This is a genomic window from Thalassovita sp., from assembly GCF_034670005.1.
In the GTDB taxonomy this organism is placed as follows: domain Bacteria; phylum Pseudomonadota; class Alphaproteobacteria; order Rhodobacterales; family Rhodobacteraceae; genus Thalassobius.
In genome coordinates this window covers 1-17,171 of record NZ_JAXMOH010000003.1, presented here as the reverse complement: position 1 = coordinate 17,171, position 17,171 = coordinate 1, and the positions used below count along the sequence as shown (strand labels likewise).

Here is a 17,171-nt window from a genome sequence, read left to right as displayed (position 1 = left end):
TGCGGCCCTCCGGTCCTGTTACATCCTGACAAGATGGCGCAGTTTGACCAAAAGCAAAGCCCTGTTTCAATCCTCTGTCGCATTCGTGTTCAGCCGCAGTACCGCCCAGCGCGCCGCATCCGCCACGGTGGCATCGTCATCTTCGGTCAAACGGTGCGCCACCGGCAACAGGTCGTGCTGCCCCGAATTGCCGATGGCATAAAGCACGTTACGAACAAAGCGGTTGCGCCCGATCCGCTTGATCGGACTGCCGGAAAAAAACGCCCGGAACCCGGCATCGTCCAGCACGGCCAGCTCCGCCAGTCCCGGCGCCTTCAGCTCTTCGCGCGCATGGTAGCGCAGCTCGCGCGCTTCAACCGCGAATTTATTCCACGGGCAGACAGCAAGACAATCGTCACAGCCATAGATGCGGTTGCCCATCAGCGGCCGCAGGTCTTCGGCCACCGGTCCGTGATGTTCGATGGTCAAATAGGAAATACAGCGCCGCGCGTCGATCTGGTAGGGTGCCGGGAAGGCCGCAGTCGGACAAATGTCCTGACAGGCGGTACAGGACCCGCAATGGTCGATTTCGGCCGGATCAGGGTCGATTTCCAAGGTGGTAAACACCGAACCGATAAAAAACCAGCTGCCCAGGTCGCGGCTGACCAGATTGGTATGCTTGCCCTGCCATCCCAGCCCCGCCGCCTGACCCAACGGTTTTTCGGCCACCGGCGCAGTATCGACGAAGACCTTGACCTCGCCGCCCTCCTCCGCGATCAGCCAGCGCGCCAACCGCTTCAGCCGTTTCTTGACCAGATCGTGATAGTCCTTGTTCTGGGCATAGACCGATATCGCGCCGCGGTCGGGCCGCTGCAATATCTCCAGCGGATCGTTTTGCGGCGTATAGCTTTCCGCCAGAACGATCACCGAGCGCGCCTCGGGCCACAACGCCTGCGGGTTGCCGCGCCAGTCCGCCCGGGCCTCCATCCATGCCATCTGGCCATGCCGCCCCGCCGCCAGAAATTCGGCCAGCCGCTCAGGGACTTGCGGAATATCCCCAGGTCGGCAAACCCGGCAGGCATCGAATCCCTCGTTCAGGGCCTGCGACACCAGTTTTGCTTTCAACCCCTGTTTCATCTTGGTCAAAATACTCCGGGGGAGCCGCCCAAGGGGCGGCGGGGGCAGCGCCCCCAACACCGGTCCGGATCAGAAATCCAGATCGGCATAATGTGCAGGCTGCGGGAAACCGGGGATCTGATCGGCCAGAATCGACCGAAACGCCGGGCGCGATTTGATCTTGGCATACCAATCCTTGACCACTGCATGACGATTCCAGTCCACGTCGCGGATATAGTCCAGCGCGGACAAATGCGCGGCCGCGGCAAAATCGGCCAGGCTCATCGCGTCCCCGGCCAGCCAACGGCGCTGATCCAGCAGCCAGGCCATGTAATCGAGGTGATACTTAATCTTCTGCGCCCCGGCTTTCACGTTCTTCGAATCCGGATATCCCAGCCCCATCACCTTCTTGTTGACCCGTTCATAGAGCAGTTTCGAGGTCACTTCGTGATGAAACTTGTCATCGAACCACGCCACCAGACGGCGCACTTCATAGCGGTCATCCGGGGTGCGTGGCATCAGCGGCGGGTCGGGATAAACCTCTTCAAGATATTCGCAAATCGCCCCGCTTTCGGCCATTGTCTTGCCGTCCAGCCGTAGCACCGGCACCTTGGCCGCGGGATTGCGACGCAGGAAATCGGTGTCCTGTTCCCAATAGCGTTCCTCGACCAATTCGCATTCGATGCGCTTTTCGGCCAGGCACAACCGGACCTTGCGGCAGAACGGGGACAGCGGGAAATGATAAAGCTTGGCCATTGGCTATTTTGTTCTTTCAATCGGCGGGCGTGATCCTGAATGCCCTCTTGAGCGAGGATTTTCAATCCTCGAAACAGGCCGCGCGGCCATCCAAACGGATAGTCTCTGCGCCATCGCGGATACCGGCCGCGCGGCGTCGGACAAATTCCGCCGGTTGCGATGCCGACCGCGCTTTGGGCGACGGCAGGATGGCGGCCAGTCGCGCCGCCTGAACCGGGCTTAGCTGGGCGGAATCAACTCCGAAATAGTGCCGTGCCGCCGCTTCGACTCCGAATACGCCTTCGTCGAACTCCGCTACGTTCAGATAGACCTCGATGATGCGTCTTTTCGACCAGACCAGCTCGACCATCGGGGTCATCAGGGTTTCCAGCGCCTTGCGCACCCAGCTGCGGCCATGCCAGAGAAATGTATTCTTGACCACCTGTTGACTGATCGTGGAGGCGCCGCGCGTCGCGCCGTCTTCGATCGCGGCGCGGATCGCCGCCATGTCGAAGCCCCAGTGATTGCAGAAATTGGCGTCTTCCGCCGCCACCACCGAGCGCGCCATTACCGGCGCGACATTTTCCAGATCGACCCATTTCCGGTCTACGGTTCCCAGCCGCCGGGTTTCCTGCCCGATATAGATGGTGCCAGGAGGGTCAAGCACGGCATAGACACCGATCCAGATCATCACCAGCCCCCATCCGAACACGGCAAGGCGCAGCGCCCAGACCGCCAGCCAGCGCAACGGGCGAAAGGGGCGCTTTACACGCTTTGTCTTTTTTCTCGGTTTCCGTGTCTTGCCTGCCATAGTCCAGCTATAGGCGCGGACCGGAGGTGAGAAAACCCCCGCGTTGGAATTTGCGCAGACCGCCTTGGCCTAAATCAAAGCGACGCCGCGCGTCCCATGCTAGGCGGGGTGGCCGCAGCAAAGGACCGGTGTCATGGAAACCAACGAACTGCCCCATTACGACATGAGCGACAATCCGACCGGGTGTTGTCCCCGCTTCCATCCCGACGTCTGGGATGGAGTTGAGCTTCATTTCAAGGACAAACCCTTCGTGCGCGCCGAAACCAAGTCGGTGATGCATGTGCCGGTGAATATGGGAAAGGTGTTTTCCCGGGTTCAGAGCCATGTCGAAGCGGCCACCGGGTTCGATCCGGACAACACCATCGTACTGAGCCGCGATCTGTCGCCGTGGAAATCCGAACATCTTTTCGCCGCCGATCAGCCGGTTCCGGACGAAGAAATGGTGACGCTGTCGGGCGATTTCGTCACCAAGGTGTTCGAAGGCCCCTACAAGGACGCCAAGGACTGGTATGATGAGATGAAGCAGCTGGCCGCCGGGCGCGGCAAGGCCGATGGCGAGGTCTGGTTCTTCTACAGCACCTGCCCGAAATGCGCCAAGGTCTACGGCAAGAACTATGTGGTAGGTCTGGCCGAGGTCTGAAACAACGAACGGCGGCCAATGGGCCGCCGTTCGCGATGTCGGTGTATGCGGGGCTTATTCCGCCGGAACCGCCTTTTCCTCTAGGCTGAGCGGGTGCGGGATATGCACCAGCATTTCCTTCGGGCAGACCTGAACGAAGTTCTTCACTTCGGCATCCCAGTGCTGCAGGATCTCGGCGGCCTTGCGGCTGCCGGTTTCGCTCAGGTGCTGTTCGATCAGGCCTTTCAACTGGTCATGCCAGTAGGGCACTGTCACCGGGCAGGTCACCAGTGTTTCCATGTTCATCATGGTGTCGGCCTGACCTTCCGGATCGTAGAGATAGGCCATGCCGCCAGTCATACCGGCACCAAAATTGGCGCCGATCGAGCCGAGGATCACCGCCACACCGCCGGTCATGTATTCACACCCGTTCGAACCGCAGCCTTCGATCACCACCTGCGCGCCCGAATTCCGAACCCCGAAACGTTCCCCGGCGCGGCCTGCCGCGAACAGGAAGCCGTCGGTCGCACCGTACAAAACGGTATTACCGATGATCGTATTGTCCTCGGCGACCAGCGGACTTGCCATCGGTGGGCGCACCACCACGGTGCCGCCCGACAGGCCCTTGCCAACATAGTCGTTGGCATCGCCGGACACTTCCAGCTTCAGCCCCGGTGCCGCGAAGGCGCCCAGCGACTGACCGGCGGAACCCGTCAGCTTCACCGTCAGGTGATCCGGCTGCAGCGCGTTGCGCATCCCGAAATTCTTGACGATATGGCTGGAGGTACGGGTGCCCACCGAACGATCGGTGTTCTGCACCGCATAGCTGAGCTGCATTTTTTCGCCGTCTTCGAGGAACCGCTGCGCGTCGCGCACGATTTCCGCGTCCAGCGTGTCGGGCACGACATTGCGGGGCTTGTTACGGTCATAGGATATGTCCATGACCCCGTCGACCATCAACAGCAGTGGGTTGAGATCCAGATCGTCCAGATGCGCCGATCCACGGCTGACCTGGCCCAACAGGTCGGCACGACCGATCACTTCGTCCAGTGACCGTGCCCCGATGGAGGCGAGGATTTCCCGCACTTCCTGCGCGTAGAACGTGATCAGGTTCACCACTTTGTCGGCAGTGCCGGTGAATTTGCCGCGCAACGCTTCGTCCTGCGTGCAGACGCCCACCGGGCAGGTGTTCGATTGGCACTGACGCACCATGATACAGCCCATCGCGATCAAAGCGGCGGTGCCGATGCCGTATTCCTCGGCCCCCATCATCGCGGCCATGACGATGTCGCGCCCGGTGCGCAGACCGCCATCGGTCCGCAGAGTCACACGGGACCGCAGGTTGTTCATCGCCAGAACCTGATGCGCCTCGGTCAGGCCCATTTCCCAGGGCAGACCGGCGAATTTGATCGACGTCGCGGGCGACGCGCCGGTGCCGCCATTGGCACCGGAAATCAGGATCACGTCGGCTTTGGCCTTGGCCACGCCGGCGGCAATGGTGCCAACGCCCGATGCCGCGACCAGTTTCACCGTCACTTTGCAGCGCGGGTTGATCTGTTTCAGGTCATAGATCAGCTGCGCCAGATCCTCGATCGAATAGATATCGTGGTGCGGCGGCGGCGAAATCAGCGTCACGCCCTTGGTCGAATGGCGCAGCCGGGCGATCAGGTCGGTGACCTTCATGCCGGGCAACTGGCCGCCCTCGCCGGGCTTGGCCCCCTGAGCCACCTTGATTTCCAGTTCCTCGCACTGGTTGAGGTATTCGGCGGTGACGCCGAACCGGCCCGACGCGACCTGCTTGATCTTGGCCGACGGGTTGTCGCCGTTCGGTTCCGGCACAAAATGCGCCGGATCTTCGCCGCCCTCGCCGGAATCCGACTTGGCACCGATCCGGTTCATCGCCACGTTCAGCGTCTTGTGTGCCTCTGGGCTGAGCGCCCCCAGCGACATCCCCGGGGTGACAAAACGTTTACGGATCGAGGTGATCGATTCCACCTCTTCGATCGGCACAGCCTTGCCCAATGATTTGAAATCCATCAAATCGCGCAAATGAATCGGCGGATTGCTTTGCATCTTGGCCGAATACTGCTTCCACAGCTCGAAAGAGGCACGGTTGCAGGCCTGTTGCAGCAGATGCATGGTCTGCGCTTCCCAGGCGTGGGTTTCGCCCGATTTGCGGGCCTTGTAGAAACCGCCGATCGGCAGCACGTCGCGGCCTCCACCCCAACCCATGGCGTGGACCTCTTCCACCTTGCGCTGAATGCCGCTGACGCCGATCCCGGAAATCCGGCTGAGCATACCGGGGAAGAATTCCGCGACCATGGCGCGGGACAGACCGACAGCTTCAAAATTCAGACCACCGCGATAGGACGAGATCACCGAGATCCCCATCTTGGCCATAATCTTCAACAGACCCTGGTCGATCGCATCGCGATAGTGCCTCGTCGCTTCTGTCAGGCTACAATCCAGCAGGCCTTTTTCGATCCGGTCGGACAGGCTGTCTTCGGCCAGATAGGCGTTGACGACGGTGGCACCACAGCCGATCAGAACGGCGAAATAATGCGGGTCGATACATTCGGCGGACCGCACATTCAGCGAACAGAAGGTGCGCAGACCTTTGCGGGTCAGATGCGAATGCACCGCGCTGGTGGCGAGGATCATCGGCATCGCGACCTTGTCTTCGCTTTGATGCTGATCGGTCAGCGCGATATGCCCTGCACCGGAACGCACGGCGTCTTCTGCTTCGTTACGGATTCGTTCAAGATGGGCACGCAAGCCGCTGCTGTCGCCACCCGCGGGGAAGGTACAGTCGATTTCCACCAGATCGGCGTTGAACTGACGCACCAGTTCAAGCCACTGAGCGTTGCCGACAAAGGGGCTTTCCAGCACCAGAATTTCGGTCTGGGCCGAGCTTTCGTCGAGCACGTTCTTCAGGTTGCCGAACCGCGTTTTCAACGACATCACCCGAAATTCGCGCAGGCTGTCGATCGGCGGGTTGGTGACCTGGCTGAAATTCTGCCGGAAGAAATGGCTCAGCGGGCGGTATTTCTTGGACAGAACCGCCGAGGGCGTATCATCGCCCATCGAAGCAATCGCTTCCTTGCCGTCCTCGGCCATCGGTGCAAGCACCTGTTCCAGTTCTTCGATACTGTAACCGGCGGCAATCTGGCGCTTGCGCAGTTCGGCGCCCGAATAGACAGGCTTTTCAGTCAGGCCAGACAGGGCTTCGTCCAGATCATTGATCTTGCCGACCCAATCCCCGAACGGCTGGGCCGCCGCCAGCTTGTTCTTGATTTCGGTGTCGTGGAACAGCTCGCCTTCTTGCATGTCGACGGCCAGCAACTGACCCGGTCCAAGAGCGCCTTTTTCCTTCACCTTCGATTCGTCAGTGGGAACCATGCCCGCTTCGGACCCGGCGATCAGCAGATTATCACCAGTCACGACATAGCGCATCGGGCGCAAGCCGTTTCGGTCGAGACCGGCACAAACCCAGCGTCCATCGGTCATCGCCAAAGCTGCGGGGCCGTCCCAGGGTTCCATCACGCTATTGCAATAGCTGTACATGTCGCGCCAGGCGTCGGGCAGTTCCTTGGCCTGTTTCGACCAGCTTTCCGGCACCAGCATGGTTTTCGCCATCGGCGCATTGCGTCCGGCACGCACCAGAACTTCGAACACGGCGTCCAGAGCGGCGGAATCCGATGAACCCGACGGAATGATCGGCTTGATGTCTTCGGCCAGTTCGCCAAAGGCGCTGGATGCCATACGGATTTCATGGCTCTTCATCCAGTTCACGTTGCCCTTCAGCGTGTTGATTTCGCCGTTATGGGCCAACATGCGGAACGGCTGCGCCAACCACCATTCGGGGAAGGTGTTGGTCGAATAGCGCTGATGATAGATTGCGAAGGCGCTCTCGAACCGTTCGTCCTTCAGGTCGGGATAGAATTCGGCCACCTGTTCGGCCAACATCATGCCCTTGTAGATGATCGACCGGCAGGACAGCGAACAGACATAAAGGCTGCTGATACCGGCGGCGGCCGCCGCTTTTTCGATCCGGCGGCGGATCACGTAGAGTTCGCGTTCGAACGCTTCCTCGTCGATGTCCTTGGCGTTGGAAATCAGGATCTGTTCGATCTCAGGGCGGGTCGCGTTGGCTTTTTCACCAAGACAGGAAATATCGACCGGAACGTGACGCCAGCCATAGATTTGATGCCCCATCCGCAGCACTTCGGATTCGACGATGGTCCGGCAGGTTTCCTGCGCGGCGAAGTTGACCCTTGGCAGGAACACCTGACCGACAGCCATCAGCTTATCCATGCGTGGCTTGTGTCCGGTCCTCTCGATCTGATCATAGAAAAACGGTACCGGAATTTGCACATGGATACCCGCGCCGTCACCAGTTTTGCCATCCGCGTCAACGGCGCCTCGGTGCCAGATCGCTTTCAATGCGGTGATACCGGCATCGACGACGTTGCGGCTGGGCTTGCCGTCCAGCGACACAACCAGACCGACACCGCAGGACGAATGTTCGTCCTCAATACTGTACATGCCGTTTTCGGCAATCCATTGGCGTTTTGCTTCTTCGGCAGCGGCCCAGTTTTCATCATACTTCGTCATATCCAACCCTTCCTTGTCTGGTGGGTCAGGACCCTTTCGGAGGGCCCTAGAAAATTCGGTGGGGCGGGCGGGGGACCGCCCGGAATGGTTTATTCGGCGGCGACGGCCTTGGCATCGCCCAGGTAGTCGAGGATCGCGTCGGCGCTATCGCGCCCGTCCTTGATCGCCCAGACCACCAGAGAGGCACCGCGCACGATGTCGCCGACCGCGAAAACACCGTCGAGCGATGTCTGCCCGGTCTGGAAATCCGCCCTGACGGTGCCCCAGCGGGTCACATCCAGCCCATCGGTGTTCCAGAGCTTGGGCAGGTCTTCGGGTTCGAACCCAAGCGCCTTGATCACCAGATCGGCCTCTTCGACATAATCCGCGCCCTCGATCACTTCGGGGGACTGACGGCCCGACGCGTCCGGCGCGCCAAGACGCATTTTCTGCACCATCACGCCGCTGACCGGATCGCCGGCAAATCCCTTGGGCGCGGCAAGCCAGACGAATTCGACGCCTTCTTCTTCGGCATTTTGCACTTCGCGCTGTGATCCGGGCATGTTGGCGCGGTCACGGCGATAGAGACATTTGACCGACGTTGCGCCCTGCCGGATCGCGGTGCGCACACAGTCCATCGCGGTGTCACCGCCACCGATAACCACGACCTTCTTGCCTGCGGCATTGAGCGAGCCGTCTTCGTATTCCGGCACATCGTCGCCAAAGTTGAGCTTGTTCGACACGGTCAGGTAATCAATGGCACGCACGATGCCGCCCGCAGTCGCCCCCGGACCGGTCAGATCGCGGGTCTTGTAAACGCCGGTTGCGATCAGAACCGCGTCATGCTTGCCGCGAATGGCGTCAAAACTTATGTCTTCACCAACATTGCAGTTCAGCACGAATTCGACACCGGATTGTTGCAGTTGGTCGATCCGGCGCATCACCACGTCTTTTTCCAGCTTGAATCCCGGGATACCATAGGTCAGCAACCCGCCGGCGCGGTCATGGCGGTCATAAATTGTGACCTGCACTCCGGCGCGGCGCAGCACGTCAGCCGCAGCGAGCCCACCGGGGCCTGCGCCAATGATTCCGACCGACTGATCACGTTCAGCAGCGGGCGTAATCGGTTTCACCCAGCCTTTTTCCCACGCGGTGTCGGTGATGTATTTTTCCACCGACCCGATGGTCACGGTGCCATGGCCCGATTGTTCGATCACACAATTGCCTTCGCACAGGCGATCCTGCGGGCAGATGCGTCCGCAGATTTCCGGGAAGGTATTGGTCGACTGGCTAAGCGCATATGCTTCTTCCAGACGCCCGGTCGCAGTCATCCGCAACCAATCGGGGATGTTGTTGTGCAGCGGACAATGCGACTGGCAATAGGGCACACCGCACTGGCTGCAGCGGCTGGCCTGTTCACGGGCCTTCTGTTCGGCGAATTCCGCATAGATTTCGTGGAAATCCTTGTTGCGCAGATCCGCGTCACGCTTTTCCGGCATGTCGCGTTCGATCGTCACAAATTTCAGCATCGGTTGCTTGGCCACAGCGCTGCCTTTCCTAAGAAACAGAATGAGTCCGAGGTTCTTTACGGCACCTGATCGACAAATAAAAGTCAGAACAGTTTACCTAAATGTAGAAAAGTTGCGCCCGGATTGGCGGAAAGCGACATTCTGGCGCAGGTATTAGGTCCGATCCGGTCCTTAAATAAATCTTTCCCCGCATTCTCAATGTTTTATACCACTAGCATCTGAACAGATACAGGCCGTCACATGACCATTTTACATTTGCTCATTATCGCGCTGATTCAGGGCGTTACTGAGTTTTTGCCCATTTCATCCTCGGGTCACCTGATTCTCATACCGAATCTGACCGGGTTGCAGGATCAAGGGCAGGTTATCGATGTCGCCGCGCATCTGGGAACGCTGGTGGCGGTGGTTTTGTTTTTCTGGACCGATGTCCGGATCGGTTTGGCAGGCATTCCCCGAATGCTGACCGGGCGGATTGACACTCCGGGGTCCAAGCTGGCCTTCCTGCTCGTATTGGCGACCATCCCGGTAGTCCTGTTCGGTCTGGCGCTGAATCTGACGGGACTGAGCGATCTGCTGCGCAACACAGCGGTGATCGGCTGGACCATGCTGGGCTTCGGGATCGTCCTGTACTGGGCCGACCAGACCGGCCGCACCGAAAAAGTCGACACAGACTGGTCGGTGAAGGATGCGGTGAAAATGGGTCTGTGGCAGGCCGTGGCACTGATCCCGGGCACCTCGCGATCCGGGATCACTATCACAGCGGGCCGGTTATTGGGCTATTCGCGCCACGATGCGGCCAAATTGTCGATGCTGATGTCGATCCCGACGATCTTCGCCAGTGGCACGCTGTTGACCGCCGAGGTCATCCAAACCGCAGATATGGCCGCCGCACGGGACGGGGCCATCGTGGCGGTGATGTCGTGCATTTCGGCACTCATAGCGTTGAGCCTGATGATGCGCCTGCTGCGCTCGACCAGTTTCACACCCTATGTGATCTACCGCATATTCCTGGGCGTGGTTTTGCTGGTGATCGCGTATCAATAAAAAAGGGCGGACCAAGGCCCACCCTTTCTAAATGCTATTGCGCTGCGGTCAGCTGATCTTGAGGTTCTTCGCCGAGTCCTTGATGGCGTCATACTGACCTGACGGGCGGAACCGCCACAGATAGTCCGGAAGCACGGCTTCCAATGCGACCGGCTTGATGCCCAGATCGGCCAGTCCTCTGGCACCGTCGGACACCACATTATCCTTGGCCAGCAGCGTCACCTGATCGCGGGTCAGCGGGGCGGTGAACAGACCAAGGCTCAGCTTGCTAGCCAGTTCGAACAGTGCCGCGTCGATCCGCGCCATCCAGAACGGCAGGTTCATCACCAGTTTACGGCGGTGGATCACGGTCAGCATGTGATCGATCAGTTCGCGCAGGGTGTTTACGTCAGCTCCGCCCAGTTCATATACGCCCGGTTCCGCCTTGCCCTGAACCGCCAGAACCGCCGCCTGAGCGACATCATCGACATAGACCGGCTGAAACTTGGTATTGCCACCGACGATCGGCAGGATCGGCCCCATCCGCGACATCGACGCGAAACGGTTAAAGAAACCATCTTCGGCCCCGAAAATCACCGACGGACGCAGGATAACAGCCTTCGGCATATGGGCCAGAACGTTTGCTTCGCCTTCGGCCTTGGTGCGGGCGTAAGCGCTGGCGCTCTCAGCATCGGCGCCGATGGCCGACAGATGCACCAGAGTTTCAATCCCCTGTTCGGCCGCGATACGGGCGATCCGCCCGGCGCCTTCGGTTTGAATGGCATCAAAGGTGTTTGCGCCCTTTTCCCCCATCAGCCCGACGCAGTTCACAACCGCATCCGCCCCGTTCATCACCGCCGCCACGCTGGCGTCATCGCGGATATTGCACAGAACCGGTTCGACCTGACCCGGCGTGCCATAGGGTTTGACATGCATGGCTTCGTTCGGGCGACGAACCGCCACGCGGATGCGCCAGCCGTCTTTCGCCAGACGCCGCGCAATGTAACGGCCTACAAAGCCTGACCCGCCATAAATGGTCACGAGTTTCGACATGGGGATGACTCCGGCTAATGAAAACGTTGCCTTTTCCTAGCCTTGAAAGGGCGTTTTCACAAGGAGATTTGCCCACACGGCAAAAAGTTGAAAAACGTCGTTGACACTGCCTGCGGGCGGGGATACATCGCGGTCCACGACACCTGCCCAGGTGGCGGAATTGGTAGACGCGCTAGCTTCAGGTGCTAGTATTGGCAACGATGTGGAGGTTCGAGTCCTCTCCTGGGCACCAAAAAATCCTAGAAATTTTTGTTCGGATTTTTGGGGATATGGCAATCGCTGGCTGTTCCGCCTGACACTTGCCAATTCAGCGCTGCGAAATGTCGTAATCTGCAAACATCGTTCGTTTCCACGCCGAAAATCCGAACCTAGGCAAAGCAGAAAAGAGCCCCCCTAATTCTCTTTCAGGTGGCTTGGCATTGGTGCTGTGTCGCCTGCACGAAGGCCCCCACTGTTGTCGCATCAATACTGTCAAAGCTATTCCACAGCGCGACGAGGTCTTCTGCCCCGCTGCCGATAAGGTTTTGAGCCTTGGTCAGCAGACGCGTTTCCAGCGCTTCAATCGGCATCCGATCCGCAAGGTCCTGTGAAACTGCGATTTTTTCGCCCGAGGTCAATTCGATTGAAACCTGAGTTTGCTGGTCCGACAATGACGGTTCTCCGGTAACGGTCACTTTTCCGGAGAACTCCCGAAGCTTGGTATCAGTGCAAAGAGTGTCTGTGTAGGTCCGGTCATTCCCGGTGGCATAGCCGTGGAAAACCATGCCCGCCAACCAGGAATAACTGAATTTGACCTCGAGCCCCGTCCGGGGCGTCTTGATGTCACAAACGGAAAGCCAACGCGGATTCACACCTACCCGCAACCTTGCGATTTCCTCGGGCTGTATTCGGTGCGTTTGAAGCGCGGACAACAACGCTTCGATCATCGCATGAGTGCCGTGGCAACAGGCATGAAATTTGTAGCTGTTCCGCGTGAACCGGAATTCTTGTGGCGGCGGTGTCTGCCATCCTGCGTCCATGTCTGGTGCATCTGAATGCGTCGCGACGAAACCCTGTAGCCCCATGAGCCCATCATCGGCCGATGACATACCCAACCCGGCGAGCAGCGCAGATTCCACCCCGTTCGAAGACGCCAGTCCGGCATTATACGGTTTGCCCATCGTTCCGAATTGGGATTTGAGACCCGAAGCACGGGTCGAGCATAGTCCCAAAGCGGCACGCATCTGGTCGCGGCTGAGCCCGTAAAGCCGCCCGGCGGCAAGTGTCGCCCCAAAGGCCCCCGCAGTCGCCGTCTGGTGAAAGCCGCGATTATAGTGAACCGTTCCCAAAATCCGCCCCAGACGGATTGCCGCTTCGGCTCCGATCAGGAAGCTTTCGGCAACGGCACGCGCGGTTGCACCCGTTTCTTCGCCAACGGCGAGCGCGGCCGGGAATATCCCGACAGAAAGATGCCCGACATGGTCGAAATGGGTATCGTCGAAATCAAGCGCATGGCTTATCGCGCCATTGACCAACGCGGCCATCCGCGCGGGTGCCTGACCACCGCCAAACAGCGAAGACGCCCCAGAGCCGAATTCGTGATCGGCAAAGGCGTGAAGCTTGATCGCCACCGGTTCGCCAATCCCTGCCCTGCCACAGGCCAGCCAATCAAAAAACGAAGCATAGGCGAGCCTGAGTACCGCATCAGGGATGTCGGAATCTGACAGTTCCGACAAATCAAGTATTTGGTCCATGACAGCCATACGTAGCCCCTGATCCCTAGTCATTTGGATAGAGTCAAAGCCTGTTCAACTGGAAAGCGCAAGGTCAAGTCGCGGCGTTGGGCGCAATGACTGCGCAAATTTCAAATCATGCCGATAGCCTCAAATACTGCGCCTCGGATGTCGTGAGATGGATCAAGCAGGGTGAGGCGCGATTTCCAGACACTGTATTGTGGCCTGATCCGCGCCAACAGCGTCGGATATCCAGCGCCCAAAAACAAACAGCGCCCCGCTCAATGAGCGGGGCGCTATCGTGGTCCCGAGCAACCGGTTTATCCGATCCGCATCTCAATCCGATGCTATTGCAGCGGAATAGTCAGTTTGAAACCGGCACCGTAGCTTTCAAAATCATTCTGACCGATACCGTCGTAATTCGCGGTCATGCTGAATTGCAGCCCTTCGCGGTTGGTATAGTTGAACCCGCCTTCCAGACGCCCCCGCAGGCCATCGCTTTCGGTGGTTGCATTGGCAGACAAGCTCGCCCCTGACGCATCGCTGAAGTTGTAGATTGCATCAAAGGTGAAGAACGGTTCCCACACATCACCACCGAGCATCTCAAACCGGCGCGAGAAGTTCGGACCGAGCCGCAACTGACCCAGAGAAACCTTCTGTCCCGGAATGGGAACGCCGAGAGAATCCACATAGGCCTGCTGATTTTCCCGGATATAGGAAAGGCTGACATTGGGTGACATCATCCAATTATTCTTCAGCTCGTATTGACCGGTCAGGCTGGCATTGGCGAGGAGCCGTTCTGTTTCAAAAGTATCCGTATAGGTGTTGAACGGGCTGATATCGTTGGTCGACTGACCCATGGCGAGACGACCGTCAAAGATCAGGTTCGGTGCCAGCCGCGCAGTGATATATGGCCCGGCCATCCAGCCCTGTCCTTCGACAGTGCTGCTGGTGACGGTCGACGCATCGCGCATCGAATCGAACTGGATCAGCGCACCGATCAGCAGGTCTTTGGACACCACGTAATCGGCCCCGAAATACCCCAGGGCGAAATGCCCTCCCGCCCCTTGGGTGCCCGAGAATTCGTTATAGAATCCTTCGAACCAGACATCCCAACGAGTGTTTTTCACATACATGGTTTCCAGATCGGGATTATGAGCCAACAGCGCCATTGCCTGCGCCGTGCGCATCCTGTGGGTCGACGTGGCTACATGGTAATTGCCCGATCCGATCGACATCAGATCAAATTCCAGTGGCGACATCGACATGATATCGCCGGTGGCGAAACTCAGTTGCTGACCACCGGTGCCACCGGAATTCAACCGCTGCAACCGGCGGGATCGGCTGGGCTGGTTCGACAGCAGCAGGTTATTCCGCCGCTGTAAGAAGTTGTGGATGGTATCCACAGTCTTCTGCAACGTTGCCACACTGCTGATCGTGCAGGTGACGGATTCGAAATCGCCTAGGACCAGATTGATCTCGCCGCCCGTGACATTGACGGTGCTGTCGTCATCGCTACAGCTGATCGATTCATTGCCGACGCCGGACGGCCGGCTTTGCTTTACGGTGTAGTTGCCCGACGGTATCTCGATCGGGCCAACGCTTCCGGTTCCGCTTGCCGTGGCAATTGTGAAGTTCAGCAATGCTTCGGGAGAGGTGAAGCCAAAACTGCCGTCTTCGGTCGTTTCCTGAACGAAGGTGACATAGGCATTGGTATTCACGACCACCGTTACTTCGACATCCGCCGGTGCCGGGCTTGTCCCTGCATCAGTAGAGAGCGGGCTTAGTTTGCTCGCCAGCCCGCCGACAGCGACCGAGGTCACGTTCAGCCGGATTTCACAACTGCCTTCGGCGCCCACGGTCCCGGCGCTGAAGCTGAAGCTGGTGTCACCCGACACTGCGTTCAAAGTGCCGCCACAGGTCGAATCAGCCCCGGTTGGGTTTGCAATTTTCAGGTTATCCGGAAAGATGCCGTTAAAGGCGAGTCCACCGACTTCGATGAAATTCGCGCTGTTATCAATGGTCACGATCAGGGTCGAAGTACCGCCCTGGGCGATGGTTTCCGGGTTGAACCGCTGCGTCATGACAGGTGCACCCGCTGTCGTCACGCTTAGCCTGGCCGACGCGGTGCCGCTATTGCCAAGAGACGATGTCAGATCGCCGGATTCATTGTCGTAATCGTCCACGACGGATGCGGTAACATCGACGCTCAGTTCACATGTCGATCCTGCATCGACAGAACCGCCACTATACCCGAACACCGCCGCTTCAGCGACCGCAGCTATCGTCCCGCCCGAACAGGTGCTGGTCGCGTTCGGCGTCGCCGCCACGGTCATACCCGACGGGAAACTGTCAGTGAAATCCAGTTCAGTCGCCGCGACCAAAGCCGCGCTGTTGTCGATGGTAAATGTCAGCGTCGACACGTCGCCCTGCACGATGCTGTCCGGTGAAAACGCCTTGCTGAAATCGGGAGCGCCCGTTGCCGTCACGCTCAACGTCGCGGCGGCGGTGCCGCTATTACCCAAGGACGATGTCAGATCGCCGGATTCATTGTCGTAGTCACCAGCAATGGCAGCCGTTACATCGACGGTAATCTCACATGTCTCCCCGGCTGTCAGTGTGCCGCCGGTATAAGCGAAGCTTACTGCATCCGCCTCCGCTGTAAGAGTTCCATCGGTACAGGTGCTCGTAGCATTCGGTTCGGTTGCAATCACCATCCCCGACGGGAAGCTATCGGTGAAATCCAGATCCGTCGCCGCGACCAAAGCCGCGCTATTGTCGATGGTGAAAGTGAGGGTCGACACGTCGCCCTGAACGATGCTGTCGGGTGTAAACGCCTTGGCAAAGACAGGTACGTCCGCCGCAGTCACGCTCAGCGTGGCCGACGCAGTGCCGCTATTGCCCAGCGACGAGGTCAGATCACCGGTTTCATTTTCGTAGGCACCTGCAATGGCAACCGTCACACCGACTGTGATCTCACAGCTTGCCCCAGCCGCCAGCGTGCCATCGGTATAACCGAAGCTTGTCGCATTCGATTCCGCCGTCAGTGTACCACCCGAACAGGTGCTGGTCGCGTTCGGCGTCGCCGCCACGGTCATCCCCGACGGGAAGCTGTCGCTGAAATCAAGCGCCGTGGCCGCGACCAAAGCCGCGCTATTGTCGATGGTGAAGGTCAGGGTCGAAACGTCGCCCTGCACGATGCTGTCAGGCGCAAACACCTTGGCAAAGCCCGGAGCCCCCGCCGCGGTCACGCTCAGCGTGGCCGATGCGGTGCCGCTGTTGCCCAGCGACGAGGTCAGATCACCGCTTGTGTTGGCCGCATCGCCCACGGTTGCCGACGTCACATCGACACTGATTTCACAGCTTGCACCGGCTGCCAGCGTGCCGCCGCTGAAGCTGATCGTATCGGCGCTGGCCCCCGCCGTCAGCGTACCGCCCGAACAAGTGCTCGACCCATTCGGCGTCGCCGCAACGGTCATCCCAGACGGGAAGCTGTCGCTGAAATCAAGCGCCGTGGCTGCAACCAACGCACCGCTATTGTCGATGGTGAAGGTCAGGGTCGAAACGTCGCCCTGCACGATGCTGTCGGGTGCGAACACCTTGGCAAAGCCCGGAGCCCCCGCCGCGGTCACGCTGAGCGTGGCCGACGCGGTGCCGCTGTTGCCCAGCGACGAGGTCAGATCACCGCTTGTGTTGGCGGCATCGCCCACGGTTGCCGACGTCACATCGACACTGATTTCACAGCTTGCACCGGCTGCCAGCGTGCCGCCGCTGAAGCTGATCGTATCGGCGCTGGCCGCCGCCGTCAGCGTACCGCCCGAACAAGTGCTCGACCCATTCGGCGTCGCCGCAACGGTCATCCCCGACGGGAAGCTGTCGCTGAAATCAAGCGCCGTGGCCGCGACCAAAGCAGCGCTATTGTCGATGGTGAAGGTCAGGGTCGAAACGTCGCCCTGCACGATGCTGTCAGGCGCAAACGCCTTGGCAAAGCCCGGAGCCCC

At 59.4% G+C, this 17,171-nt stretch carries 10 protein-coding genes and 1 tRNA gene; 3 read left to right on the top strand and 8 right to left on the bottom strand.

The window, feature by feature from the left end; genetic code table 11:
- Positions 1–66: 66 nt before the first annotated feature.
- The 3 genes from queG to mtgA form a co-directional block, all read right to left on the bottom strand.
- Positions 67–1,116, bottom strand: coding sequence for a tRNA epoxyqueuosine(34) reductase QueG (gene queG, locus VOI23_RS07565; RefSeq protein WP_323784507.1), 1,050 nt, complete (start codon positions 1,114–1,116; stop codon positions 67–69).
- Positions 1,117–1,185: 69 nt separating this feature from the next.
- On the bottom strand, positions 1,186–1,851 hold the full coding sequence (locus VOI23_RS07560; protein WP_323783745.1) for a glutathione S-transferase family protein: 666 nt from the start codon (positions 1,849–1,851) through the stop codon (positions 1,186–1,188).
- A 61-nt stretch (positions 1,852–1,912) separates the two neighbouring features.
- Positions 1,913–2,641, bottom strand: coding sequence for a monofunctional biosynthetic peptidoglycan transglycosylase (mtgA, locus tag VOI23_RS07555; RefSeq protein WP_323783743.1), 729 nt, complete (start codon positions 2,639–2,641; stop codon positions 1,913–1,915).
- Between the two features lie 133 nt (positions 2,642–2,774).
- On the opposite strand from mtgA, the gene VOI23_RS07550 reads away from it, so the two are divergent.
- Entirely contained in the window at positions 2,775–3,281 is a 507-nt protein-coding gene (locus VOI23_RS07550; protein ID WP_323783741.1) for a hydrolase, read from the top strand.
- A gap of 54 nt (positions 3,282–3,335) precedes the next feature.
- Here the strand turns inward: VOI23_RS07550 and gltB are convergent, their stop codons facing one another.
- Entirely contained in the window at positions 3,336–7,874 is a 4,539-nt protein-coding gene (gltB, locus tag VOI23_RS07545) for a glutamate synthase large subunit (protein WP_323783739.1), read from the bottom strand.
- A gap of 89 nt (positions 7,875–7,963) precedes the next feature.
- A complete protein-coding gene (locus VOI23_RS07540) occupies positions 7,964–9,397 on the bottom strand; it encodes an NAD(P)-dependent oxidoreductase (RefSeq protein ID WP_323783737.1) in 1,434 nt (477 codons plus the stop codon).
- A gap of 225 nt (positions 9,398–9,622) precedes the next feature.
- Between VOI23_RS07540 and VOI23_RS07535 the strand changes: the two genes are divergently transcribed.
- Entirely contained in the window at positions 9,623–10,426 is an 804-nt protein-coding gene (locus VOI23_RS07535) for an undecaprenyl-diphosphate phosphatase (protein WP_323783735.1), read from the top strand.
- Between the two features lie 48 nt (positions 10,427–10,474).
- On the opposite strand, the gene VOI23_RS07530 is transcribed toward VOI23_RS07535, so the two are convergent.
- Complete coding sequence (locus tag VOI23_RS07530; RefSeq protein ID WP_323783733.1) at positions 10,475–11,458, bottom strand: complex I NDUFA9 subunit family protein; 984 nt, start codon at positions 11,456–11,458, stop codon at positions 10,475–10,477.
- Between the two features lie 145 nt (positions 11,459–11,603).
- Here VOI23_RS07530 and VOI23_RS07525 point away from each other — a divergent pair.
- Positions 11,604–11,690, top strand: a tRNA-Leu gene (locus VOI23_RS07525).
- A 172-nt stretch (positions 11,691–11,862) separates the two neighbouring features.
- On the opposite strand, the gene VOI23_RS07520 is transcribed toward VOI23_RS07525, so the two are convergent.
- A complete protein-coding gene (locus VOI23_RS07520) occupies positions 11,863–13,200 on the bottom strand; it encodes an MmgE/PrpD family protein (RefSeq protein WP_323783731.1) in 1,338 nt (445 codons plus the stop codon).
- A 317-nt stretch (positions 13,201–13,517) separates the two neighbouring features.
- Positions 13,518–17,171, bottom strand: a 3,654-nt coding sequence (locus VOI23_RS07515) for an autotransporter outer membrane beta-barrel domain-containing protein (RefSeq protein WP_323783729.1), incomplete at its 5' end; no start/stop codon positions are given.

Excerpts from the sequence above, each read along its gene's own strand:
- queG (WP_323784507.1), bottom strand. The coding sequence starts at position 1,116 with ATGAAACAGGGGTTGAAAGCAAAACTGGTGTCGCAGGCCCTGAACGAG.
- VOI23_RS07560 (WP_323783745.1), bottom strand. The coding sequence starts at position 1,851 with ATGGCCAAGCTTTATCATTTCCCGCTGTCCCCGTTCTGCCGCAAGGTC.
- mtgA (WP_323783743.1), bottom strand. The coding sequence starts at position 2,641 with ATGGCAGGCAAGACACGGAAACCGAGAAAAAAGACAAAGCGTGTAAAG.
- VOI23_RS07550 (WP_323783741.1), top strand. The coding sequence starts at position 2,775 with ATGGAAACCAACGAACTGCCCCATTACGACATGAGCGACAATCCGACC.
- gltB (WP_323783739.1), bottom strand. The coding sequence starts at position 7,874 with ATGACGAAGTATGATGAAAACTGGGCCGCTGCCGAAGAAGCAAAACGC.
- VOI23_RS07535 (WP_323783735.1), top strand. The coding sequence starts at position 9,623 with ATGACCATTTTACATTTGCTCATTATCGCGCTGATTCAGGGCGTTACT.
- VOI23_RS07530 (WP_323783733.1), bottom strand. The coding sequence starts at position 11,458 with ATGTCGAAACTCGTGACCATTTATGGCGGGTCAGGCTTTGTAGGCCGT.
- VOI23_RS07520 (WP_323783731.1), bottom strand. The coding sequence starts at position 13,200 with ATGGCTGTCATGGACCAAATACTTGATTTGTCGGAACTGTCAGATTCC.